The sequence below is a fragment of the Acinetobacter haemolyticus genome (assembly GCF_003323815.1).
In the GTDB taxonomy this organism is placed as follows: domain Bacteria; phylum Pseudomonadota; class Gammaproteobacteria; order Pseudomonadales; family Moraxellaceae; genus Acinetobacter; species Acinetobacter haemolyticus.
The window spans coordinates 1,151,618-1,175,979 of the sequence record NZ_CP030880.1 but is presented as its reverse complement, the minus strand read 5'-3'; the positions used below and the strand labels follow the sequence as shown (position 1 = coordinate 1,175,979).

The 24,362-nt window shown below is 39.8% G+C and carries 22 protein-coding genes; 9 read left to right on the top strand and 13 right to left on the bottom strand.

Annotated features, from left to right (window positions below; all coding sequences use genetic code 11):
• Positions 1–36: 36 nt before the first annotated feature.
• The 7 genes from DS737_RS05280 to DS737_RS05250 form a co-directional block, all read right to left on the bottom strand.
• Positions 37–300 (bottom strand): ribosomal protein L7/L12, encoded by a 264-nt coding sequence (locus DS737_RS05280; protein ID WP_005089702.1) that lies wholly within the window; start codon positions 298–300, stop codon positions 37–39.
• A 48-nt stretch (positions 301–348) separates the two neighbouring features.
• Positions 349–864: a hypothetical protein gene (locus DS737_RS05275; protein ID WP_004639959.1), complete on the bottom strand. Its 516-nt coding sequence runs from the start codon at positions 862–864 to the stop codon at positions 349–351.
• A gap of 199 nt (positions 865–1,063) precedes the next feature.
• The gene (gene cysN / locus DS737_RS05270; protein WP_113996964.1) at positions 1,064–2,677 is read right to left on the bottom strand and encodes a sulfate adenylyltransferase subunit CysN; all 1,614 of its coding nucleotides are present in this window, start codon (positions 2,675–2,677) and stop codon (positions 1,064–1,066) included.
• 45 nt (positions 2,678–2,722) lie between these two features.
• Positions 2,723–3,631 (bottom strand): sulfate adenylyltransferase subunit CysD, encoded by a 909-nt coding sequence (gene cysD, locus DS737_RS05265; protein ID WP_113996963.1) that lies wholly within the window; start codon positions 3,629–3,631, stop codon positions 2,723–2,725.
• A gap of 326 nt (positions 3,632–3,957) precedes the next feature.
• A complete protein-coding gene (locus DS737_RS05260) occupies positions 3,958–5,409 on the bottom strand; it encodes a capsule assembly Wzi family protein (RefSeq protein ID WP_113996962.1) in 1,452 nt (483 codons plus the stop codon).
• A 152-nt stretch (positions 5,410–5,561) separates the two neighbouring features.
• On the bottom strand, positions 5,562–7,088 hold the full coding sequence (lysS, locus tag DS737_RS05255; protein ID WP_113996961.1) for a lysine--tRNA ligase: 1,527 nt from the start codon (positions 7,086–7,088) through the stop codon (positions 5,562–5,564).
• Between the two features lie 159 nt (positions 7,089–7,247).
• Positions 7,248–7,685 carry an SRPBCC family protein gene (locus DS737_RS05250; RefSeq protein ID WP_113996960.1) on the bottom strand — a complete coding sequence of 146 codons (438 nt, stop codon included), beginning with the start codon at positions 7,683–7,685 and terminating at the stop codon, positions 7,248–7,250.
• 352 nt (positions 7,686–8,037) lie between these two features.
• Between DS737_RS05250 and rubA the strand changes: the two genes are divergently transcribed.
• The 4 genes from rubA (at position 8,038) to oxyR (ending at position 11,673) form a co-directional block, all read left to right on the top strand.
• Positions 8,038–8,202, top strand: a complete 165-nt coding sequence (gene rubA, locus DS737_RS05245) for a rubredoxin RubA (protein WP_000760495.1) — start codon at positions 8,038–8,040, stop codon at positions 8,200–8,202.
• A 345-nt stretch (positions 8,203–8,547) separates the two neighbouring features.
• Positions 8,548–9,729 (top strand): rubredoxin reductase RubB, encoded by a 1,182-nt coding sequence (rubB, locus tag DS737_RS05240; RefSeq protein ID WP_005084622.1) that lies wholly within the window; start codon positions 8,548–8,550, stop codon positions 9,727–9,729.
• Between the two features lie 87 nt (positions 9,730–9,816).
• Positions 9,817–10,761, top strand: a complete 945-nt coding sequence (locus DS737_RS05235; protein ID WP_004639976.1) for an alpha/beta fold hydrolase — start codon at positions 9,817–9,819, stop codon at positions 10,759–10,761.
• Between the two features lie 6 nt (positions 10,762–10,767).
• The gene (oxyR, locus tag DS737_RS05230; RefSeq protein ID WP_004639978.1) at positions 10,768–11,673 is read left to right on the top strand and encodes a LysR family transcriptional regulator OxyR; all 906 of its coding nucleotides are present in this window, start codon (positions 10,768–10,770) and stop codon (positions 11,671–11,673) included.
• 56 nt (positions 11,674–11,729) lie between these two features.
• Here the strand turns inward: oxyR and dusB are convergent, their stop codons facing one another.
• The gene (gene dusB / locus DS737_RS05225) at positions 11,730–12,755 is read right to left on the bottom strand and encodes a tRNA dihydrouridine synthase DusB (RefSeq protein WP_113996959.1); all 1,026 of its coding nucleotides are present in this window, start codon (positions 12,753–12,755) and stop codon (positions 11,730–11,732) included.
• Positions 12,756–12,837: 82 nt separating this feature from the next.
• Between dusB and DS737_RS05220 the strand changes: the two genes are divergently transcribed.
• The 5 genes from DS737_RS05220 to DS737_RS05200 all read left to right on the top strand — a co-directional run bounded on the left by DS737_RS05220 (position 12,838) and on the right by DS737_RS05200 (position 18,645).
• On the top strand, positions 12,838–14,046 hold the full coding sequence (locus DS737_RS05220; RefSeq protein ID WP_017396265.1) for a DUF1615 domain-containing protein: 1,209 nt from the start codon (positions 12,838–12,840) through the stop codon (positions 14,044–14,046).
• The gene (locus DS737_RS05215) at positions 14,013–14,705 is read left to right on the top strand and encodes an HAD-IB family hydrolase (RefSeq protein WP_113996958.1); all 693 of its coding nucleotides are present in this window, start codon (positions 14,013–14,015) and stop codon (positions 14,703–14,705) included. The genes DS737_RS05220 and DS737_RS05215 overlap by 34 nt, the downstream gene beginning before the upstream one ends.
• A 51-nt stretch (positions 14,706–14,756) precedes the next feature.
• A complete protein-coding gene (locus DS737_RS05210; RefSeq protein WP_113996957.1) occupies positions 14,757–15,878 on the top strand; it encodes an ABC transporter ATP-binding protein in 1,122 nt (373 codons plus the stop codon).
• 24 nt (positions 15,879–15,902) lie between these two features.
• Complete coding sequence (locus DS737_RS05205) at positions 15,903–16,919, top strand: extracellular solute-binding protein (RefSeq protein WP_004639985.1); 1,017 nt, start codon at positions 15,903–15,905, stop codon at positions 16,917–16,919.
• A gap of 88 nt (positions 16,920–17,007) precedes the next feature.
• A complete protein-coding gene (locus DS737_RS05200; protein ID WP_113996956.1) occupies positions 17,008–18,645 on the top strand; it encodes an ABC transporter permease in 1,638 nt (545 codons plus the stop codon).
• A 72-nt stretch (positions 18,646–18,717) separates the two neighbouring features.
• Here the strand turns inward: DS737_RS05200 and proB are convergent, their stop codons facing one another.
• The 5 genes from proB to DS737_RS05175 all read right to left on the bottom strand — a co-directional run bounded on the left by proB (position 18,718) and on the right by DS737_RS05175 (position 24,286).
• Positions 18,718–19,851, bottom strand: a complete 1,134-nt coding sequence (proB, locus tag DS737_RS05195) for a glutamate 5-kinase (protein ID WP_004639988.1) — start codon at positions 19,849–19,851, stop codon at positions 18,718–18,720.
• Between the two features lie 79 nt (positions 19,852–19,930).
• Entirely contained in the window at positions 19,931–21,151 is a 1,221-nt protein-coding gene (gene cgtA / locus DS737_RS05190; protein WP_075315206.1) for an Obg family GTPase CgtA, read from the bottom strand.
• Between the two features lie 115 nt (positions 21,152–21,266).
• On the bottom strand, positions 21,267–21,941 hold the full coding sequence (locus DS737_RS05185) for a hypothetical protein (protein ID WP_017396263.1): 675 nt from the start codon (positions 21,939–21,941) through the stop codon (positions 21,267–21,269).
• A gap of 5 nt (positions 21,942–21,946) precedes the next feature.
• Positions 21,947–22,690: a hypothetical protein gene (locus DS737_RS05180; RefSeq protein ID WP_005084603.1), complete on the bottom strand. Its 744-nt coding sequence runs from the start codon at positions 22,688–22,690 to the stop codon at positions 21,947–21,949.
• A gap of 138 nt (positions 22,691–22,828) precedes the next feature.
• Complete coding sequence (locus DS737_RS05175; RefSeq protein ID WP_113996955.1) at positions 22,829–24,286, bottom strand: glyceraldehyde-3-phosphate dehydrogenase; 1,458 nt, start codon at positions 24,284–24,286, stop codon at positions 22,829–22,831.
• Positions 24,287–24,362 lie beyond the last annotated feature (76 nt).

Here is a 24,362-nt window from a genome sequence, read left to right as displayed (position 1 = left end):
TTTTAACAGCAAGTCTTTTCTTTAAACTTGCTGTTTTTATTGCATCACAAACCAAATCAAAATGACCAGTATCAGAAAAATCACAACAAAAACTTTTAACCCACTTCGACTACGCTGAGTTAATTGTTCCTGAATTCTCGTTTGTTCTTGAGGATGATCATTTAGATATTGATCAATAAGATCTTTGGATTCTTTTAACCCCAGTCCAGTTTTCTCACGAGTAATCTTAATCGCGTGTATTAATTGCCCATCGCGCAGCATTTGCAGCGCTTCTGGAGGAATTTTATGAGGTAAGTTCATAAAGTTAACAATCCTTGTTATTTTAAATGAATCACTTATCGTCGTATGTTAATTCCCGCCATATAGCGAGATTAACTCATCTAAAGTGGCTTGGTAATGAATCAATATATCTTCAGCCAAAATTTTATAAGCATTATCAAATTGAACCATTGGCCAGCCTTCTTTCCAAAATGGGAAAATATTATGCAAACCTTCGGTAACGATTGCGTCTTCTCGTGTGATTGCTTGTGCGATTTGAGCCAATACTTGTGCCGTTTCTGCTCCGTCAATTGCGAGATAATCGATACCACGTACTTTTAAAATGCGGATACGATCTTTCTTATAACGAATCTTTTTAGCCTGCCCTGCATTTAAACCTAAAGCTAAAGTAACAGCTTCAACAAATTTTTCTTCAAAGCTTGTATTTAATGCAACCAAAGCCAGTTTGTGCGCTTCTTGGCGACCTGCTTTCCCCCCATTACGAATGATCTCTTTGGCTTCAACATCTAGCTCATCTTTTTTCATAGACTGTAAAATGTCTAAAATTTCGATATCGCTTAAAGATTCGGGAGATTGCTCAGTCATGGGAGTCCAAATACAAAAAATATGAACTGATATTGTCTCATAAAAGCAACCGTAAAAGAAAATTAAAAGGTCAAACTTCTCGCTAAAATAGGTCCTCTACTTATTTGATCTATTTTATATATTTCCTCACCGTCAATTCAGGATCAAAAACAAAAAAAGCCCACCTAAATGGTGAGCTTTATTAAACTAACTTAATCAATTAAAGACGAACTAATTCGACTATTTTATCAGCAGCCTCTTCAGCAGTTTCAGCAGCAATATCGGTATCAGTTCCTTCAACAGTCGTAGTAATCACAACCACACCTGTTTCACGTAACAGATTGATTTGATCAACAGTTAAATCCGCTTTTGCAATCGCAACCACACCTTGTTGGATCAATAAGCTTTCTAATGCTTGAGCATTCTCGATTAACTGTGCAGAAACACCAATCACAGCAGGTTTCTGACCTAAACGAGCAGCACGATCTTCTGCAGTAACTGGATTGCTATGCGCAGTCCACTCAACAGCAGCTTCAACCATACCTGCACCAACGGTCACGTTGCTTAAACGGTCAATAAAGATAAATGAACCTGTATAACGACTGTCTTGGTATTGATCAAATACAACTGGCGCATCAAACTCAATCACAACATCCGCAATTGCATTCAACTCAAGCTCTTCAACCTGAGTGTGCTCAAGTGTATTTACATTGACACGGAAATTAATTGCAGTGACTTTTGCAGGAACAGTTTGAGTGCCGATTTTGACGTTGTAGAGCTTACCTTTAACCAAAGGGTGCTCGGTCATCCAAACCACTGATGCACGAACACTACGAGAAATTAAAGGTTGCTCACCCGTACGAACCAATACATTACCACGTGAAATATCAATTTCGTCATTTAAGGTTAAGGTAATAGCTTGACCAGCACCAGCTTTCTCAAGATTGCCATCAAAAGTCACAATCTCTTTAACTGTTGATTTCTTCCCAGATGGAAGTGCAACAATTTCATCACCAATATTAATTTCACCCAATGCGATCGTGCCCGCAAAACCACGGAAATCAAGGTTTGGACGATTCACATATTGAACAGGGAAACGAAATTCATGTTTATTCGATTCACGCTTAATTTCCACTGACTCAAGAATATCCATCAGCGTTTGACCTTTGTACCAAGGTGTACTTACAGATGGATTAACAACGTTATCGCCATTAAGTGCTGAAATTGGAACAAAGACAATATTTTCAGGACGACGGTTACCTAATTGATTTACAAACGCATCGTATTCAACTTGAATTTCATTGAATCGAGCTTCCGAGAACTCGACTAAATCCATTTTATTAATCGCAACAACGATATTTTTAATACCGAGTAAACTTGCAATAAAGGTATGACGACGCGTCTGTGTTTGCACGCCATAACGAGCATCAATCAAGATAATCGCAAGGTCAGCAGTTGAAGCACCTGTTGCCATATTGCGGGTATATTGCTCATGGCCCGGTGTATCGGCAATGATAAATTTACGTTTTTCAGTCGAAAAATAACGATACGCGACATCAATGGTAATGCCTTGCTCACGCTCTGCTTGTAAACCATCTACAAGCAATGCTAAATCAGGTGCCTCGCCTGTCGTACCCACTTTTTTACTATCACGCGTTACCGCTTGCAATTGATCTTCGTAGATCAATTTTGAGTCATAAAGTAAACGACCAATAAGCGTTGATTTACCATCATCGACGTTTCCGCAGGTCAAAAAGCGCAGAAGGTCTTTATTTTCGTGCTGTTTTAGGTAGGCCAAAATATCTTGGCTAATAAGATCTGATTGATGAGACATTGCTCAAAACTCCACAAAATTTGAAATCGAATTTCCTAAACGAAATTAGAAGTAACCTTCCTGCTTTTTCTTTTCCATCGAGCCAGCTTCATCATGGTCAATCATACGACCTTGACGTTCTGAACTCGTCGCTAAAAGCATCTCTTGGATAATTTCAGGTAATGTATCCGCCTCAGACTCAACTGCACCTGTTAATGGATAACAGCCTAATGTACGGAAACGTACCGATTTCATTTGTGGGACTTCACCTTCTTTCAAACGCATACGCTCATCATCCACCATGATAAGAGTACCACTGCGCTCTATCACTGGACGTACGGCAGAGAAATAAAGAGGAACGATTTGAATATTTTCTAGATAGATATATTGCCAAATGTCTAACTCAGTCCAGTTAGATAATGGGAATACACGAATGCTTTCGCCTTTGTTTACTTTACCATTGTAAAGATTCCAAAGTTCTGGACGTTGGTTTTTAGGATCCCAACGATGCTTCGTATCACGGAATGAATAAACACGTTCTTTCGCTCGTGATTTTTCTTCATCGCGACGTGCGCCACCAAAAGCAGCATCAAACTGGTATTTATCCAAGGCTTGTTTTAAGCCCTGAGTTTTCATGATGTCTGTATATTTAGAGCTACCATGATCAAATGGATTGATGCCTGCCTCACGCCCTTCAACATTTTGATGAACGATCAGATCAAAGCCATGCGTTTTCGCCATGTTATCGCGAAAAGCAATCATGTCCTTAAATTTCCAACCTGTATCTACATGTAGTAATGGGAATGGGAGTTTCGCAGGATAAAATGCCTTAAGTGCAAGATGCAACATCACTGCAGAGTCTTTACCAATCGAGTAAAGCATCACAGGATTTTCGAATTCAGCCGCGACTTCACGAATGATATGAATACTTTCAGCCTCAAGTTGCTTGAGGTGCGTTAATCTATTCTCAGTCATGTACACTTACCTCCTTATCCATGTTACCCATAAAATCTATAAGTGGTTTTACACCACCACTTGGAAGACCGTGTGGAGGAACGAGTGCCATAACAACTCCAATTTTTCATGATATCAATATGCTTACTAACTTACTTTTTCATCAGCTAGCAAAGTTTATTCATTATAATAATTTAGAACGAGTTCTTTAGCTTGTTTTTTCATATAAATATGCAAAATTGTGATATGTAAAGAATAATAAAATCTACAAAATACTCCCCAATTCACATAATCCACTCCAAGCAAAAAAGAGGCCTCTATAGGCCTCTTTCCGCAATACTTTCAAATTAGAAACGGAACATATTTTTTTCTAATGGAATTTCTACACCAACAGAAACACCACCATCACTACCATTCACATCAGAATCACTCACCCAACCATTTACCTTTAATGGGATTGTTGGTTTGACATAATGAGTCCAAGTGATATCTAAACCTTTGATCTTATCTGATTTAGGGAAAGCAGCATTATTTAACTCTACACGCTGAGTTTGACTAACGTTTGCGTACATCACTCGCCCACTTAAGCGATTCATCGTATCAAAACGAATATCCCCACCAACGGAATACATTTGTCCATCACCACCCATAGCATGCCCTAATGGGAAACCATGTTGGTAGTAGCCATCTCTGTAAATATGATGATTATAGGAAATGCCTTTTGCCTCTCCATTTGTACGCGTATCTGCCCATTCTGCATATAACTGGTACGGCATATTGTTATAGCTTGATGAGAAATCAGCACCACCTAGATACAGATATTTTGCAGGTAAACCACCAGCTTCATCTTCGCCAACGAATTGGGTATAGAAGCTAATTGGTACACCCCATAACGGCTGTAAGAACAAACGAGCATCAAAGCCTGCAATCTGATTGGCAGGATCAGGTTTACCTCGACCACCGTTATCTCTCGTTCCTAACATTGCATCCCATAAAGAACTAAAGCTCTCAGGACGCCCATCCCCACCCCATTGGATTGCACGTGAAGCACCAATTTCCAGAGCTTGGAACGGACGCGCTGTGAATCGAAGACCGATTAGCTTTGTATCTGGAATTGCTTCATAGTCATCTAATTGTCCTGCAAAGGCTTGATATTGCCATGGCCCAATCCAAGATAGCCATTTTGTTTCAAATGCATTTTGTACTGCACGTTGAACCGTGACACCGTAAACTGGACGGCTGGCATCACCACGAATCAAGCTACCATCGTGTCCTGGTCCCCAATATGTTGGGATTTGCCCAGCAATGACCCATTGATTCCAAAGCTTTCCTGCAATATATGAACCTTCAACGTTGACATCATTACCATTGTCAATCAAAGGATCTTTTTCAGCATTCACCCGGATTTTTGCATCCCAATTTTCACCACCTGCATTAAACTCTAACGCGGCTTGATACTGGGACTTTTGACTGTCACCAAAAGCTTGAGGTATTGTTTTAAGATCAGTACCTGCATGTAATCCTACTTTTGCTGTTGCATTGTCCGCAGCAATCGCATGCATAACAGAGTCGATAACATTCTGTTGTGCTTTATTGGTTACTTGAGCTTGTGATAAAGCGCGTTTAATCTCATCTCCACTCATTGGCCAAGTTGAAGTACTGATTTGAATTACGCCTTGTTGGTTTAACCAATTCAAGTCAGTGCGTAAGTTTTCATCATTTAACACAATACCTTGCGCAAATACAGCGGAAGAGAGAGACGCCAATAATGCGACATAAAGCGATTTTTTTAAAAACATATCCAGACTGTTCTCAAATTTATTTATGAACACATCATCGTTTTTTTATAGGTTGTTTTCAATCACCAAACTGAACAATTACATTTCTTAACGTAGAATGCAAAAAAGACCACTTATAAAAGTGGTCTTTGGTGTTCCGCATAACTCGAAAATTAGTCTTTACGGCGCATATGTGGGAATAACAACACATCACGAATACTTGGTGCATTAGCGAATAACATCACCAAACGATCAATACCAATCCCTTCTCCCGCTGTTGGAGGTAAACCGTATTCAAGCGCTTCGATAAAGTCCGCATCGTAATGCATTGCTTCATCATCACCTGCATCCTTTTCTGCAACTTGTGCTTGGAAACGTTCAGCTTGATCAATTGGATCGTTTAACTCTGAGAAACCATTCGCCAACTCACGACCGCCAATAAAGAACTCGAAACGATCAGTAATATGCGGATTATCATCATTACGACGTGCAAGTGGTGAAGTTTCCGCAGGATATTCTGTGATGAACGTCGGTTGGCGAAGTTTCGTCTCAACCGTTTCTTCAAATACGATTGTCTGCAACTTACCCAAACCAAAACCCGGCTTAACTTTTTCTTTTAATACATCTTGAGTAAATTTCGCCAAGAATTCACGATCATTGACATTTTCAGGTGTGAAATCAGGGTTATGCTCAAGAATCGCATCGAACATTGAAATCTTCTTAAATGGACCTTTGAAGCTATAAACTTCTTCGCCATAAGGCACGTCAGTTGTACCCAAGATATCAATTGCCAATTTCTCAAGCATATTTTCAGTAAGTTCCATCAAGTCCTTATAATCTGCATAAGCTTGATAAAACTCAATCATGGTAAATTCTGGGTTATGACGCGTTGAAACTCCCTCGTTGCGGAAGTTACGGTTAATTTCAAACACACGCTCAAAACCACCAACAACCAAACGTTTTAAATATAGCTCTGGCGCGATACGTAAATAGAGTTCCATATCTAACGCATTATGATGCGTCACAAATGGTTTTGCAGAAGCACCACCTGGAATGACATGCATCATCGGTGTTTCTACTTCCATGAAACGCTCATTGGTTAAAAATGCACGAATACCAGCGACAACTTTGGCACGAATCTCAAAAGTTTTACGTGTTTCTTCGTTTACGATCAAATCCAGGTAACGCTTACGATATTTCGCTTCAGTATCTGTTAAACCATGAAATTTGTCTGGGAGTGGACGCAATGATTTAGTCAGCAATTCAAAAGCTTCAAGGTGCACATATAAGTCCCCTTTACCTGAGCGACCAATATAGCCTTCAGCTGCGATAATATCGCCAAGGTCTAAGCTTTTAATCGTTTCTAAAATATCAGCTGGTAGACCTTTACGATCCACATAAAGTTGGATACGACCTGTCATGTCCTGAATCACAATAAATGATCCGCGATTGAGCATGACACGACCCGCAACTTTTACATAAACTTTTTCAGCACCTTCGATTTGTGCCTTATCTTGATCTTTAAATTGTTCTTGTAGATCAGCTGTATAATGTTCACGTTTAAAGGTATTTGGCCAAGGGCTCTTGCCAGTCTGTTTTGCAGTCTCTTGGATTTGCTTTAATTTGGCATGACGCTGTGCGATTAAATCGTTTTCGGAAAGTGTTTGTTCAGAAGTCGATTGAGCGTTTTGTTGCGTCATCTCTGCCTCGGTTTAAGTAAAAATAAAGGCACATAGAATAGCAGATCGCAAAACATTTTCGTATCTTTTCGACCTGACATTCTTAAAAAAGCCTATATTTATCAGTTTTTCTTGTTTTTTCCACGAGGATTTTTAGCGATATCTATACCCTAATTTCACTTAACTTTCTGACATTTGTTTAATCGCTTCCAAGCCTTGCTTAAACCCTTTATCCATCATTTCAATGTATTCAGGTTGCACATCCACTTCGACATGTAGTTCAGTATCTGCACCTGATTCAAGCAGAAAATATTTTTCCAAAGTTCCAGCCCATGACTTTACCTCATCACTCTCTAAGTCTTCTTGACCATTTTGAATGATACCGAGATGCTTAAAGATCAATTGTTTCGGTTCTTCAATGCTTGCAATTGTTGAAATCATTCCATTGCCTTCTCCATCTAAGAAATAAGTCTTACCATCAACCTTCCAATCACTTTGCATCGTTGAACTGGGTGAAAAGAATTTTGTCCAAGCCTGATAACTGTCAAGAGTCCAAAGTACATCCCATACTTTTTGTTGAGAGGCATGAATTTTTATGCTGTATACCAAGGTTTCCATATGTTTAATTCTCTAATAATTAACACTCAAAATATGATACCGCTTGTTCAAATGTTTATTTTTTATTCACACCAATTTTATACGTTTCGATATTTTCAATTACATTCACGAAGAATGACACGAATAAATTTAGAGCAATTGCTCAAATAACAAGACTTTCGGCTTGAATTGCCATATCTCTTTTTTAATAAATGATTAAACTCTTGCATTTACTTTACTTAAATGTCGTTCTGCGTAAAAATCTAACTCCCGATCAACACAAGTTAGTACTATATTGCAGCGATCGTAGCGACATTATGGAACAGTTTTACTGAAAGGCAATTTGAGCATACCTATCAGTTTGGAGAGTCACATGAAAAAATATCAATGTATCGTTTGTGGTTGGATTTACGACGAAGCAGAAGGTTGGCCACAAGACGGCATTGCAGCAGGTACTAAATGGGAAGATATTCCTGATGATTGGACTTGCCCAGATTGCGGTGTTTCAAAAGCTGATTTTGAAATGATTGAAATCTAAGATTGTCAAAAAGACCTCTAGGGGCTGTGATCACTTTATAAATGGGTTGCGTTGCAGGCTAAAAATTCATCAGACAAGACATGAAACGCAGGTAATGGCTATTTCCTTGCCAAGTTTCATAACGAAGTATGAGGGATTTTTAGCCACAACCCTACGGGACAGGGAGATTTTTTGACGCTACTACGTTATGTCTTATTCATTTAGAATTACTAAATTTCACAAGCCATGCCTTGTATCGCCTAAAAAATATCTTCTGTCGCAACCATAGATCAAGTGGTCACACCCCCTCTCTCATGGTCTTTTTTCTTTAGTTTAATTTTTATATAAAAAATGTTGGAGAATCTCATGCATCCTATCGTCATCATCGGATCTGGTATGGCTGGTTATACCGTTGCTCGTGAATTTCGCAAACTGAGCCCAGAACAAGAACTTGTTATGATCTGTGGAGATGATGCGGTAAATTATGCAAAACCAACATTATCCAATGCTTTCGCAGGCAATAAAGCACCTGAGCAAATTGCTTTAGGCGATGCTAATAAAATGGCAACTCAACTCAATATGCGTATCGAGGCAGAAACGTGGGTCAAAGAAATCCATGCAGAAGCACATGAAATCGTTTTAGAAAAAAATGGTGAAACGATTACGCAACCCTACTCTAAACTTGTCCTTGCAGTCGGTGCGAATCCAATCCGTTTAGCTATCTCAGGTGATGGCAGTGATGATATCCATGTCGTTAACTCATTGATTGACTATCGTAACTTCCGTGAAAACCTTGCTCAACGTAAAGATAAACGCGTTGTTATTTTAGGTGCAGGACTAATTGGCTGTGAATTTGCCAATGATTTATTACATAGCGAATATGATATTACGGTAATCGATCTTGCCCCACAACCATTGGGACGTTTATTGCCTAGTCATGTTGCAGACTTATTCAAAAACAACTTAGAACAAGCTGGAATTAAATTTGTCCTTTCAACAACAGTTGAAAAAATTACCAAAATTAATGATGGTGAAGATTACGCTGTAACACTTGCAAATGGACAAACCTTGATTGCGGATATCGTTTTATCAGCAATTGGTTTACAACCAAATACAGCCCTAGCAAAATCAGCAGGGATTCAAACAAGTCGTGGCGTCATCACCAATACTTTATTAGAAACCAATCAAGCAGATATCTACGCGGTTGGTGACTGTGCTGAAGTCAACGGAACTTTACTTCCTTATGTAATGCCAATCATGCAACAAGCTCGAGCATTGGCTAAAACTTTAAGTGGTCAAAACACTGCCGTACACTATCCAGCGATGCCTGTTGCAGTAAAAACCCCTGCAGCACCACTCACTGTTTTACCTGCCCCATTAGATATTGATGTGACTTGGGAGATGGAAGACTTTGAAGATGGAATGTTAGCAAAAGCAGTTGATGCAGAAGGCACATTAAGAGGCTTTGTACTTTTAGGTGCAACAGCTGCAAAACAGCGTTTGACACTGACCAAACTTGTGCCTGACTTGATTCCTGCACAAAATTAAGGTTTATTAAATATAGCGAGTTTGTTGAAAAATGAGGTTTCAATAAACTCAATACCGACAAAAATAATTCAACTTGGAACGAGCAGCATGAACAGTGCCCTTCAATTTAATGTGTCGCCTTATACTGCATTTATGCAAGAGACCAAAGTAAGTTTGGGCAATGGTATCGAACTCCATGTTGAAATCGGCGGAAACCCTGAACATCCAACAGTTCTGCTCATCATGGGATTAGGTGCACAAATGTTATTTTGGCCTGATTTCTTTTGTAAAGCGCTGATTGACCAAGGGTTTCGTGTGATTCGTTTTGATAATCGTGATATTGGTTTATCTTCAAAAATTAGAAATAAAGGTAAAAGACTCAATACAATGAAACTCATGGGACGTTTCATGTTTGGGCTTGGCAATGAAGGTGCGCCCTATACACTGTATGATATGGCAGATGATGTCGCCATGCTCATTGACCAATTAGGTATTGAAAAAACCTATCTACTAGGTGCATCGATGGGCGGCATGATTTCTCAAATCGTTGCGGCGAAATACCCTGAAAAGGTAGAAAAAGTTGGACTATTGTTTACGAGTAACAATCAACCTTTCCTTCCTTTCCCTTATCCAAAACAACTTTTCAGTTTATTGGGAAGGCCTCCAGCACGTGATGAAGAGTCAATTGTTAATCATAGTCTAAGAGTATTTCAAATTATTGGTTCACCTGGTTATGTGAATCAAGTTGAAGCAATTCAAACCATTCGAAAATTATATCGCCGTAGTTTTTATCCAGCGGGTGTACTTCAACAATTTTTAGCAATATTATGTACAGGTTCTTTGTTACCATTGAACAAGAATACCACTCAGCCCACTTTGGTTGTGCACGGTTCAAAAGATCGTTTACTACCACCAAGTCATGGTAAAGCGGTTGCAAAAGCAATTACGGGTGCTAAGTTTGAATTAATTCATGGAATGGGGCATGATATTCCTGCACATTTCATCCCGCAACTTAGCGATTTGTTTGTTCATCATTTTAGATCATCACACTAGGACACTATGGCTGCATTACCCTCATTAAGACAGCTATCATATTTAGTTACGTTGTCAGAAACATTACATTTTACTGAAGCAGCACGCCGTTCGTTTGTTACCCAGTCCACTTTATCTGGGGGAATCATGGAACTAGAGCGTCTGCTAGGTGGCGTCTTAGTTGAACGTGATCGTCAAAACGTCCGTTTAACCCCTCTAGGTGAACAAGTTGTTGCTCGTGCACGTGTGTTATTAGCTGATGCACAAGATCTTATGCGTTTAAGCCGAGAAATGAGTGAGCCGCTAACAGGTGACCTGCATCTTGGTATTATCCCAACAATTGCACCTTTTATCTTGACGCAACTCTTGGATGAAGTGCATCAACAATTGCCAAAAATTCAACTCCATCTACATGAAGCACAAAGCGAAAAGATTGTAGAAAAACTGGAACATGGCAATCTAGATATGATTGTTCTTGCACTGCCATTTGATACACGTGGTTTAAAAGTTGCTGAAATCGCAAAAGAGCATTTATCACTGGTTTACAATAAAAATGACAGCAATGCTGCCAATGCAAACTCTTTAGATGATCTTGATCTGTCACGATTGATGTTACTTGAAGAAGGCCATTGTTTACGTGATCATGCATTGAGTGCCTGCCCTGTTGGTGAACGCAAAAATGATCATCGCTTAAAAGCAAGTTCACTACCAACATTGGTCGAAATGGTATCTTCTGATTTAGGTTTCACACTTTTACCTGAAATTGCGATTAAAAATAGCATGTTGAATGGTAATGAAACGATTTCTATTAAATCCATCGAAGATGCTCCAAGTCGTACTTTAGCTTTAGTGACACGCAAAAGCACTCCACTTCAAAGTGAGTTTGATGTGATCTTGCAAATCTTGCAGAAAATTACAGCTCATTTAGCATAATAAAAAGCCTGTAATTCAAATCGAATTACAGGCTTTTTCAAATACGCAAATTCTGGTTATTTAATCTCTAACAAATTTACTTGTTCAACTTGTACATCGCTCATTCGCTGACCGAGATCAAGTAATTGATCAAAATAGGCTTCAACGACTTTTGCCTGATCCGCGGTACTTTCAACCTTGTACATATTCTGCCGAAATTCATTACTTGAACGTAAACCCTTGGTGTACCAAGCAATATGTTTACGGGCAATACGGCAACCTGAATATTCACCATAAAATTGATAAAGTTCAGATAAATGCCCCAACAAAACGGCTTTAACTTCAGCGATGTCAGGCGTAGCGAGATGTTCACCTGTTTTTAAGTAATGTCCAATTTCTCTGAAAATCCAAGGTCGGCCCTGTGCTGCTCGTCCAATCATGATGGCATCTGCGCCAGTATAATCTAATACATATTTTGCTTTTTCTGGACTATCAATATCACCATTCGCAATCACTGGGATGCTGATGAGTTGTTTCACCTGTTTTATGAGTTCATAGCGAGCATGATTTAAATACATATCTTCACGCGTACGCCCATGCAAAGCCAAAGCAGCAATCCCCGCCTCTTCAGCTCGTTTCGCCACACGCAAAATATTTTCTTGACCATTTAAAAAACCAAGACGAGTTTTTAATGTTACTGGAACATCAACAGCAGCAACGACTGTATCCAAAATACGTGCAACCAGATCTTCATCTTGCAACAAAGCAGAACCCGCCAGTTTGTTACAAACCTTCTTTGCAGGGCAGCCCATATTGATATCAACAATTTGCGCCCCATTGGCAACTTGATAGCGCGCAGCCTCAGCCAATTGCTCAGGATCAGAACCCGCTATTTGTGCTGAAATTGGTGCTAATTCACCATCAAAATTTGCACGATACAGACTCTTTTTGCTCATACGCAAGGTTTTATCAGCAGTCATCATTTCACTAACCGCGTGCCCAGCACCAAAGTATTTACACAATGTTCGAAATGGTCGGTCTGTAACCCCTGCCATCGGAGCAACGATCAAATTATTTGACAGTTGATATGAACCAATATACATATATTTTCTTACAATTTCTGATCGCCATAGTATACTTCATTCGCCCATTCGACTCATCTTTTTATGTGGTGTTGTCCTGATCATGAACAAATCATACTCATCTCGTCCGCTATTAAAAACACTTAGCCTAATCATCAGCTGTGCCAGTCTCACCGCTTGTGGTGATTTTGCATGGTGGGCAAATGATAAAGAACCTGTACTGAAAGCAGATCAGATTAAAAGTGTGATTCCAGCACGTGTACGTGATCGTGACGCTTGGGCACAAGATATTCATGACATTATGCAAGAACTTAATATCCCTCAATCTAAACAGAATGTATGCACGATTGTTGCCGTGGTGGATCAAGAGTCAAACTTTGTTGCAGACCCACAAGTCGCTGGTTTAGGTGAAAAAGCAGTTCAGGAAATTAATACACGGTTAAATGAAAAATTCGAAGCAAAACTTGGGGAGACAATCGGTGGTACCGTCGCAGGTTACTTCGAGGAAGTCCTAAAAAATCAACCCTCTCCTGAAGACAACTATATGCGCCAAATGCGTAGAGTTAAAACAGAACGTGAGCTTGATCTACTTTATCGTGAAATTTTTGATTACATGGCAAAGCATTACCATATTAGTGCTTTAACTGGCGCTGCAAAACTTGTAGGCCAAGATATTAGTGAGAAAATGAATCCGATTACCACCCTAGGATCGATGCAAGTTCATATTAATTATGCCAAAGAACATAAACGTATCGGTATGAGCACTGCAGAATTACGCAATGATCTCTATACCCAATACGGTGGCCTATATTATGGCATCCATCGTTTAATGGTTTATCCTGCAGATTATGATCGCGCAATTTATCGCTTTGCTGACTATAATTCTGGCATGTATTCCAGCCGTAATGCAGCATTTCAAAGCATGTTAGACGCATTAACTGATATTGAAATTGATTTAGATGGTGATCTACTTATCTATAATAAAGAAGGTAATGTTCGTCCAACTCAAAGCCAAACCGAAAAAGCTTTGATTTCAGTATTTGCTGAAAATGGGGTTTTAGTTACCCCACGTCAAATTCGAAGTGACTTGAAAAAGGAAAAATCAAAGAAATTCGAAAATACACAGACTTATACTGCACTACAAAATTTATATCAAAGCAAAACAGGCAAAGATGCAAAATATGCGATCATGCCTCAAGTCGTAATTTCCGGTCCAAAATTGAGCCGTGATTATAATACCAATTGGTTTGCAAGCCGTGTAAATGGACGATATGAAACATGCATGCAAAGAGCAAAACAACTAAAACTGTAAATCTTGCTTTATTTGATTTTGATGGCACGCTTTATCCCAAAGACAGTTTTACCCGATTTATTTTTTTCGCCCTCCCGAAACATCATGTTATTTTAAAAGGCTTGAAAATCCTTCCTTGGATTCAGGCCTACTATCTAGGTTTATATCCTGCACATGCGATGAGACCTCGATTATTTCAAACGATGTTTAAAGGCATGACAGCGAAGCAAATACAAAATATCGCAATCAATTATGCACAACAAATTATTAAAGAATTAGATCCAGATCTACTTCAACAACTTTATTTACACCAACAACGTGGCGATCATGTTGTGCTTGTTTCCGCTTCAATTGACTTATATTTAGCGCCGATCTGTGAATTATTAAATATCGAATTGATTTGTACAGAAACAGAAATTGTTAATGGCACACTCTCTGGCCATTACCAGTCTTTGGATTGTAGCTGTGAACAGAAAAAAATTAGAGTACTGCAACAATACAATCTGAATGAGTACCATCAAGTTTATGCCTATGGTAATAGCCATGAAGATCTTGAAATGTTCAGCTTGACAGATCACGCTTACATGGTTGGACAAGATTTAACACTTCCACACGTTATACATCCACAACATGTTGATGAAAAGCAACCGCAAAAGAAATTAGAAAAAGACTCTACATGAGAAGAATTATTAGTTATTATTTGCTCAAATAAATTGTACTGTGAATTGACCATGAATGCTCATACTGCACCTCAGGCCAATGTCTTAACCATCCAACAATTGAGCAAGCAATATGGAGCTCGATTTGCGGTCAATCAGGCAACATGGTCTGCTACTCGCGGACAGATTATCTGTTTACTCGGACATTCAGGTTGTGGCAAAACGACGATGCTACGGTTGATTGCGGGTTTAGAAACGCCTAGCAGTGGTTCAATTCAACTTGAACAAGACATTTTATGGAATGCACAACAACAAGTGCCGGCAGAAGAGCGAAATATTGGCTTAGTGTTTCAGGATTATGCGCTGTTCCCTCACCTAAGTGTGTTGGAAAACGTCATGTTTGGTTTAAGAAAATTACCAAAACAACAGCGACAAACGATTGCAGAACAAGCATTGAAACACGTCTCTATGCATCATCATCTACATAGTTATCCATATACCCTATCCGGTGGTGAGCAACAACGTGTTGCTTTGGCACGTGCTCTTGCACCCAAACCGCAAGTTCTACTGATGGATGAACCCTTTTCTAATTTAGATCATCGTTTGCGTGATCATATTCGCCAAAGCACCATCGAAATCTTAAAGAAGACAGCTACAACGACCGTCATCGTAACCCATGATCCAGAAGAAGCCCTGCAAATCGCGGATCAAATTATTTTGATGCATCAAGGCAAAATTATTCAGATCGGAACACCAAAACAGCTTTATTTACAACCTAAAACCTTATTTGCGGCACGTTATTTTTCTGCACTCAATGAAATATCTGCACAAATAGAAAATGATCAACTTCATACAATTTTTGGGGCAATCCCAAAACCTCAACACTTAAAACAAACAGAGCAAGCAATTCAATGTTGTTTTCGTCCGCACCAGATTTACATTTTCAAAGAAGCTGCTGAGAATAGATTGCCTGCAAAAATCATTTCTTCAAGTTTTATGGGACATACTCAACAATTACGTCTACAAATTGAGAATGAAAATAATATCTTATTGGCACAAGTTGACTATCAACAGAATTTTAGTACAGCAGAACAAGTGTATATCCACGTAGATTTAACGACATGCTTCTTCTACGCTTTAGATGATCAAACACCGATCGAAAATATTCGCACCAAACAAACGTTCAATGTTTAAACTTTGTGATTAGGGATGAAATAAATGAAACAACTGTCAAAGCTTCATATTGCTTTAGCTGGACTAGTGGCATTAGGAAGTAGCTGGGCTAATGCCGCTCAAGTAAACCTATATACCACTAGAGAACCTGTTTTAATTCAACCACTTTTACAAGAATTTAGTGAAAAAACAGGCGTTAAAGTAAATACTGTTTTTATCAAAGATGGATTACTTGAGCGAGTAAAAGCGGAAGGACGACGTTCGCCTGCTGATGTGATGCTGACTGTTGATTTTGGTAATTTAGTTGATTTAGTTGAAGGTGGGTTAACTCAACGTATTAACTCAAAGGTCCTGAATACTGCTATTCCTGGAAACTTACGTGCGGCAAATGGTCACTGGTATGCATTATCAATGCGTGCACGTGCTGTTTATGCATCTAAAGAACGCACGCCTTTAACTGCAATCAATTATGAAGATTTAGCTGATCCAAAATGGAAAGGAAAAATCTGTATTCGTTCAGGTAGTCATGCATATAACACCAGTTTAATTGCAGCTTATATTACCCATCACGGCGAAAAAGCAACCGAACAATGGCTTCGTGGTGTGAAAGCAAATTTGGCACGACCAGCAAGTGGCGGTGACCGCGATGTAGCCCGTGATATTCTAGGTAAAATCTGTGATATCGGGGTAGCGAATACTTACTATGTTGGTACGATGCGTACTGGAGATGCTGAGCAACAACGTTGGGGCAATGCCATCAATGTCGTATTACCACGCTTTAAAAATGGCGGTACACACGTCAATGTCTCTGGAGCTGCTGTCGCTAAATACGCGCCGAACCCTAAAGAGGCTGTTCAATTACTTGAATTCTTAGCTTCTGACCATGCTCAAGCAATTTATGCACAAAGTGGCTTTGAGTACCCTGTAAAAGCAGGTGTTAAAGTTGATCCAATTATTGCGAGCTTTGGTAAACTGGAAGTCGACAAAATTCGTTTAAGCGATATTGCACGTCATCGTAAAACAGCCAACCTTTTAGTCGATAAAGTTCAATTTAATCACTAAGCCTCGCAATGCGTAAACAGGCGATCATCAAGATTGCCTGTATACTGATTTGTTTTGCCTTTTTCTCACTTAGTCCCCAATATCCTCGATGATCAAAAAGAAAGACTCACCTCGTTTACTATTTTCGCTTAGTGGTATTTTGACCCTACTGGCTTGTTTACCTGTACTGGCACTAATTTGGACAGCATTACAAGGCAATAGCGATATTTGGGGACATTTGCTGCGCTATGTTCTTCCACCAACCTTAGTTGATACCACTCTCCTTTTATTGGGGGTCGGTCTACTGACCATTTTAATCGGGACTGGTAGTGCATGGCTGGTGACGGCTTATCAGTTTCGAGGACGTGCTTTTTTAGATTGGGCATTGCTACTTCCACTCGCTGTCCCTACTTATATTATTGCCTATAGTTATATTGATATTCTGCATCCAATTGGTCCTGTACAAACGGTCTTAGGTGCTTGGTTTGGTTGGGAAGCACAGCCTTGGTGGTTTCCCAATATTCGATCAGTTTGGGGTTGTATTTTCCTTTTAAGCTTTGTGTTATATCCCTACGTATATCTCAGTACGCGTGCCATGTTCTTGATGCAATCAGCCAGTCTGATTGAAGTCGCACGAAGCCTAGGACTAAAACCCAATCAAGTTTTTTTAAGAGTTGCCATTCCTCTAGCTCGACCTGCGATTGCTGTTGGCGCAAGTTTGGCATTGATGGAAACCATCAATGATATTGGAGCAACCGAATTTTTAGGTGTTAAAACCCTTACGTTATCCATCTACTCTACATGGATAAACCAATCCGATCTCGCCAGTGCAGCACAAATTGCTATTTTCATGCTAATGATCATTACTTTATTGGTGATCGTAGAACGACTTGGACGACGTAAGCAACGCTATATGAATTCGGCCCAACGTAGTCGATTGATGCCTGCACAACAAGTCACAGGAAGCAAAGCATGGCTATTTCTAGGTTTAGGGTTAATTCCAATCTGTATCGGTTTTCTGATTCCGATTAGCCATCTACTCGTAGAATCATATAAACGATTTCAATATGCAGGGTTTTCTGATTATCTATTACAAGCCTCAATCAACACGCTAAGCCTAGCCAGCATCGCAACAGTGATCACTATTTTTATTGGTTTTCTCATCGTCAGTGCGGCTCGTTTTACTCAAAATACATGGTTTAGCCGTATTTCCAGCTTAGGCTATGCGATTCCTGGAACTGTCCTTGCAATTGGACTCATGCTATCACTAGGCAAAATAGATCATGCTGTTGCCGACTTCTTGGAATTTAAACTTGGAATTCACACGGGCTTATTATTTCTTGGTACTACATTTACCTTGATCTATGCATATTGCGTCCGTTTTCTAGCAATTGCCATCGGTGGAATAGAATCAGGTTATAATCGTATTCATGGCGTCTTTGACGACGCTGCACGTAACTTAGGGCAAAATCGTTTTTCTATTTTATGGCGTGTACATTTACCTTTATTACGTCCTGCCATTATTTCAGCAGCACTCCTTATTTTCGTAGATTGCATGAAAGAACTTCCTGCAACCTTATTGCTCAGACCACTCAATATGGAAACGCTGGCAACTCAACTTTATGCTGAAGCAGCTAGAGGAACGTATGAAGATGGTGCGATCGCAGCTTTGCTAATTGTCTTAGTTGGACTGATTCCGGTCATTTTACTGGCAAGAATGGGTAAGAATATTCAACAGCAGAAATAATTTAAAAGCTCAAATAAAAAAGACTTCCCGAGAGAAGTCTTTTTTGTTTTATAGGGTCGAGACAATGTTTGATCAGTAAATCGCCATATGATTACGGTGAATCATTTCCAAAGAACGTGCCTCACCTAAGACCTGATGGACTTTATCTGATGACAATCCTTTTACAAGATCAGCAGAGCGTGAACTAAAATTGACACGTCCAACTGCGATACGTTGTCCTTTTTTATCCACACACTCAACCACATCACCGCGATCAAAATGCCCTTCTATCGCTTTCACGCCTACGGGTAATAAACTACGATGTTTCAGTTTAATCGCCTCTACAGCACCATCATCGATGACCAAACGTCCAGCAGTTTGTAGATGAGCCGCTAACCATTTTTGGTGTGCGGTAACACGATCATTGTCCGTTGTGAATAACGTACCCATCATCTCACCCGACATTAAACGAGCGAGTACATTTTCACTTTCACCACTTGCAATCAATGTTGGACAACCAGAACGAGCAGCTAAACGAGCAGCACGAACTTTTGTCACCATACCGCCACGTCCTAACACGCCACCACCACCTGCCATTTCAAACAAGCGATCATCAAGTGCGCGAACTGAAGAGAATAGCTTGGCATTTGGATTATTGCGTGGATCTGAGTCAAACATGCCTTGTTGATCCGTTAAAATAATCAACAAATCAGCTTGCACCTGACCCGCAACCATTGCAGCTAAAGTATCATTGTCGCCGAAACGGATTTCATCTGTAGAAACCGTATCATTTTCATTGATGACAGGAATCACACGCCAATCAATCAAGTTTTGCAATGCATCGCATGAGTTGAGATAACGACGGCGATCAGCAAGATCATCATGAGTCAAAAGAACCTGAGCAGTGCGGATGCCATGTTGATCTAATACACTTGACCATGTATGGATCAAGCCCATTTGACCGATCGCGGCACAAGCCTGCAAACTGGGTAGATCAGTGGGTCGACTCGCAAGTTTCATGCGTACCATCCCTTCTGCTACTGCACCAGAGGACACTAAAATAATTTCATGTCCAGCATTGTGTAGATCCGCAATTTGTTTCGCCCAATGCGAAATTGCCTGTAGATCTAAACCTTGCCCATTTGCAGTCAGTAAAGATGATCCGATTTTAACAACGATTCGTTTACACGCATTGAGCTGACGTTGCCCATCGACCACTTCTATCATTTTTTCCTCAAATTATTTTTCCTGTTGCACAGCGACGATTGCTGTACAACAGGAATTAAAAGGGAGTTTAACAGTCTAATTAATCACGAACGTAGACGCTTTCTACGCCGCTATCATCATCTTCATCGTCAAAATCATCTTCGTCATCTTCTAGTCCTGCTTCACGCTGGGCCTTACGCAATGCACGATAAGCTTCTTTTGCTGCGATGGTTTGTTCACGTGTTTCAGCTTCAAGCTGATCACGGAATGCTTTAACTTCTGCTGCGTACTCAGGATCTTCAACTTCACGCTCGCGTTGTTGCTCGATTTGATCCATGAGGTAATACACAACCTCCTTGGTTCCTTCAGACATAAGACCAGAAGTTTTAAATACTGGACCTTTCCATTGCAATTCATCAAGAATGTGCTGACACCATTCTTCTCGTGACTCTTCTGGCAATTGATCTAATTTATTCAACACCAACACCACAGGAAGCTTCGCCAATGTTGGAGAGAATTTCTCTAACTCAGCCAAAATCGCTCTGGCATTGTGTGCTGGATCAGATCCGTCGATCGGCTGAACATCAACAATGTGCAAAAGAATACGTGTACGCGCCAAATGCTTAAGGAAACGAATACCAAGACCTGCACCTTCTGCAGCACCTTCAATCAATCCAGGAATATCGGCCATCACAAATGAGCGATGACGATCTGCATCAACGACACCTAAGTTTGGCACCATTGTTGTAAATGGATAATCGGCAACTTTTGGTTTTGCAGCACTCACCGCACGGATGAAAGTTGATTTACCCGCATTTGGCATACCCAGTAAGCCAACATCAGCAAGCACTTTTAACTCTAAACGTACTTCACGATATTCACCTTTGATACCATGCGTGCATTTACGCGGTGCACGGTTCGTTGATGATTTAAAGTGTGTATTGCCTAAACCACCATCACCACCATTGGCGACTTTGACACGCTGACCATCTGCAACCAAGTCACCAATAATGTCACCAGACTCAGTATCAACAATCGTGGTACCTACAGGCACTTTTAAAATGACATCTTCACCGCCACGACCAGAACAGTTCGCACCCGAACCATTCTTACCACGTTCTGCACGATAGCGACGTGTATATCGGTAATCTACAAGTGTGCTGGTATCATCATCTGCTTGGATGTAAATACTTCCGCCACGCCCTCCGTCACCACCATCTGGGCCACCAAAAGGGACAAATTTTTCACGGCGAAAACTGGCTACGCCATTGCCACCGTCGCCAGCCTCTACGGTAATGACTGCTTCATCAACAAAGCGCATGTGCCAATCCTCTAAATTCTTTAAAACGGGCTATTTTGCCACATTTTAATAAAATTCTCGAATAGAAAAATCAGCAAATAGGATTTTGGCTTTAAAAAAACAGATTTTATTGGCTTTAAGGTCTTACATTTCTTAATGGCAGGTCCATTTGCATTTCTAAATTTGCTTTTGTGTCTTGCACTGAGTTAAACATGATTGCATTGAACGATGAAATCGAACTCATATTCATTTCATCATTGATATTTAAACGTGGATAGAACTGATGCTTCACCGGCAAATGAATAGACTCATTAAATGCAAAATGTACAGGTCCTTCAAACACGATTTTGACGGGAACGGTATAACTTCGTTTGAGTTCAAACGGTATGTCTAGCTTTACGGGTATATTTAGACTTAAAGGGAATTTAGGCAGTAACTTATTCTGATAAATGAGATCAGTGGTGGTCTCTATCGGCATGACTTCATCTACTTTAAGCATTGTTTGATAATCAATATCCACTGTAATCGGCGTTTCAACTTCAAAACTTAAATCTGCTAAATATTTGCCTTGCAATGGTAATTCCAGAGTACGATCAATGAGTAGATCCGTGTTTAACTCACCTTTGGATCTTACTTGTAAATGCTGCCCAACTTGGATCTGAGTGGCTAAAGATTCGGGCAAACGTATATCCGCCTGCTGTGCTGAAACCATGACCGATGCTTGAATATTCAAATAAAACCAAAACAAGATTGCGACCAATGTGGTCAAAATCACAAAACTAATAAAGGCGCTTTTGTATGTTTTAAGCATCTGACTCATTCACCTACTTTTATTTCTGTTTTATGAGGTGTCTTTTCACTCGTTGTAGAAACAACGCGATCCAGATACATACTTGATAGCGGAATCTTGAGTTCACCTTCTGCGATTTTGACAGGTAAGGTATTTTTGACATCTACAGCTGCATTCAAGTCAGAAGTGATTGGAACATTCAGCTTGCCTTGTACAGGAATATTGGCATTGAGCTGTGTCTTCAATGGAATATTTAGATTTTCTTTCAATACTGTTTTTACAGGCGCATCAAACTTTAAGTGCACTTTTTGTTGTAGCGGCACTTTGATATCAATCGGCACATCAAGCTGTAGTGGAATAGAACCTTTTAAAGGTAACGTGACGTCTCTACCAAGAATCTTTACTTGAACTTTGGTATCGATTGGGAGCTCTTGATGAACCTTTATAATTTCCTGAACAGGAATAATCGTGCTGATTGGGACCTGACTATCAAAGTAAACACGGGGAGTTAATGTTTGAGTTAAAGGCACACTAAGTTGTTCGTTAATTGGAATTTTTGCATCAACACGACCATTTACTTCAACATCCAGTGCTTCCTTCACTTTGACTCGAACCTGTAACGGTTCTTGTAAATCAATCGCAACTTTTTGATCTTTTAATGGAATGTAAATATTGAAATGCTTAAACACCCACATTGCGATATAAACGCCACACAAGTTAGCAACAACTATCAAAGCAAAAACTGCAAACAAACGTCTAAACTGCAACAATGAAGTATTCCTAACCAAATCTTTCCCTTTGTCGTTATTCTCTTCGATTTTTTTGTTTTAATCTGCATAGATTCTGTACAGTCAATAAAAAAGCCCAGTGGGAACTGGGCTTTTTTTGTATAGCTTTACTAACAAATATTATGCATTTGTTTCAGCTGGAACTTTTGTATAGCTCACACCACACATTTGTTCAGCGATACGCAATACTTGGCAGCTATAACCTACTTCATTGTCGTACCAAACATAAGCAGTTAAACGTGTACCAGAAGTAATGGTTGCTTGCGCATCAAATACGCCCGCAGTACGAGAACCAATGAAGTCACTTGATACCACTTCAGATGAGTTGGTATAGCCAATTTGACCTTGTAAGTTAGAGTTGATTGAGATTTGACGAATGTATTCGTTCACTTCTTCACGATCAACTTCTTTCTCTAAGTTCAAGTTCAAGATTGCAAGAGAAACGTTAGGTGTTGGAACACGTACAGAATTACCTGTTAACTTACCTTTAAGTGCAGGCAATGCTTTAGCAACTGCTTTCGCTGCACCAGTTTCAGTAATTACCATGTTCAGTGTTGCAGCACGACCACGGCGATCTGCTTTATGGTAGTTATCAATCAAGTTTTGGTCATTTGTGAACGAGTGAACAGTTTCCACGTGACCATTTAATACTTTGTATTTATCGTCTAAAACTTTTAATACAGGTGTAATTGCATTTGTTGTACAGCTAGCAGCAGAGATGATTTTGTCTTCATCTAAGATGTCAGCATTGTTTACACCGTAAACAACGTTTTTCATTTCACCTTTACTTGGTGCTGTTAACACTACGCGTGCAACACCTGGGCATTTCAAGTGTTGGCTTAAACCTTCAGCATCACGCCATTTACCAGTGTTGTCGATTAAAAGTGCGTTTTCAATACCGTATTCTGTATAGTCAACTTCACTTGGGCTAGATGCATAAATCACTTTAATGAAGTTACCGTTAGCAATGATTGCTTCGTTTTCTTCATCAACAGAAATTGTACCAGCAAAAGTACCGTGAATAGAGTCACGACGTAATAAAGAAGCACGTTTCGCCAAATCACCGTCAGAAGACTTGCGTACAACAATTGCTTTAAGGCTTAAACCACGACCTAAACCTGATTGGCTAATGATTAAACGAGCCAAGATACGACCAATACGACCAAACCCGTAAAGAACTACATCTTTAGACTCAACCGCAGTTGCCTTACCTTGAATCGAAGCAACAGCTTTAGCAACAAAAGCGTCTACATCACCGCCTTCATTTTTATATTCAACCGCGAGTTTACCGATATCAACTTCCGCAGAACCAATGTTTTCTACTTTCATCAACGCTTCCAAGATTGGGAAGGTATTTACAACTGAAAGCTCAACATCAAGCATACGTGTACGGCGATGTGATTTTAAGATTTGGATTACTGAACGGTTAATTAAAGAACGTCCGTAAACAGAAACAACAATATTTTTCTCACGGTACAATTGACCAATCAAGGCAATCATACGTTCCGCGATTTCCTCACGATTTTTCCAACGACCTTGGTGTTCTGCATGTAGGGCAACGATAGTGTCTTTGCTCACAGTTACGTCCTCTAATTTAATATCTATACTGGGCGTGAAATTTTAAAACGCCATAATTGTAATGGAATTATCATCA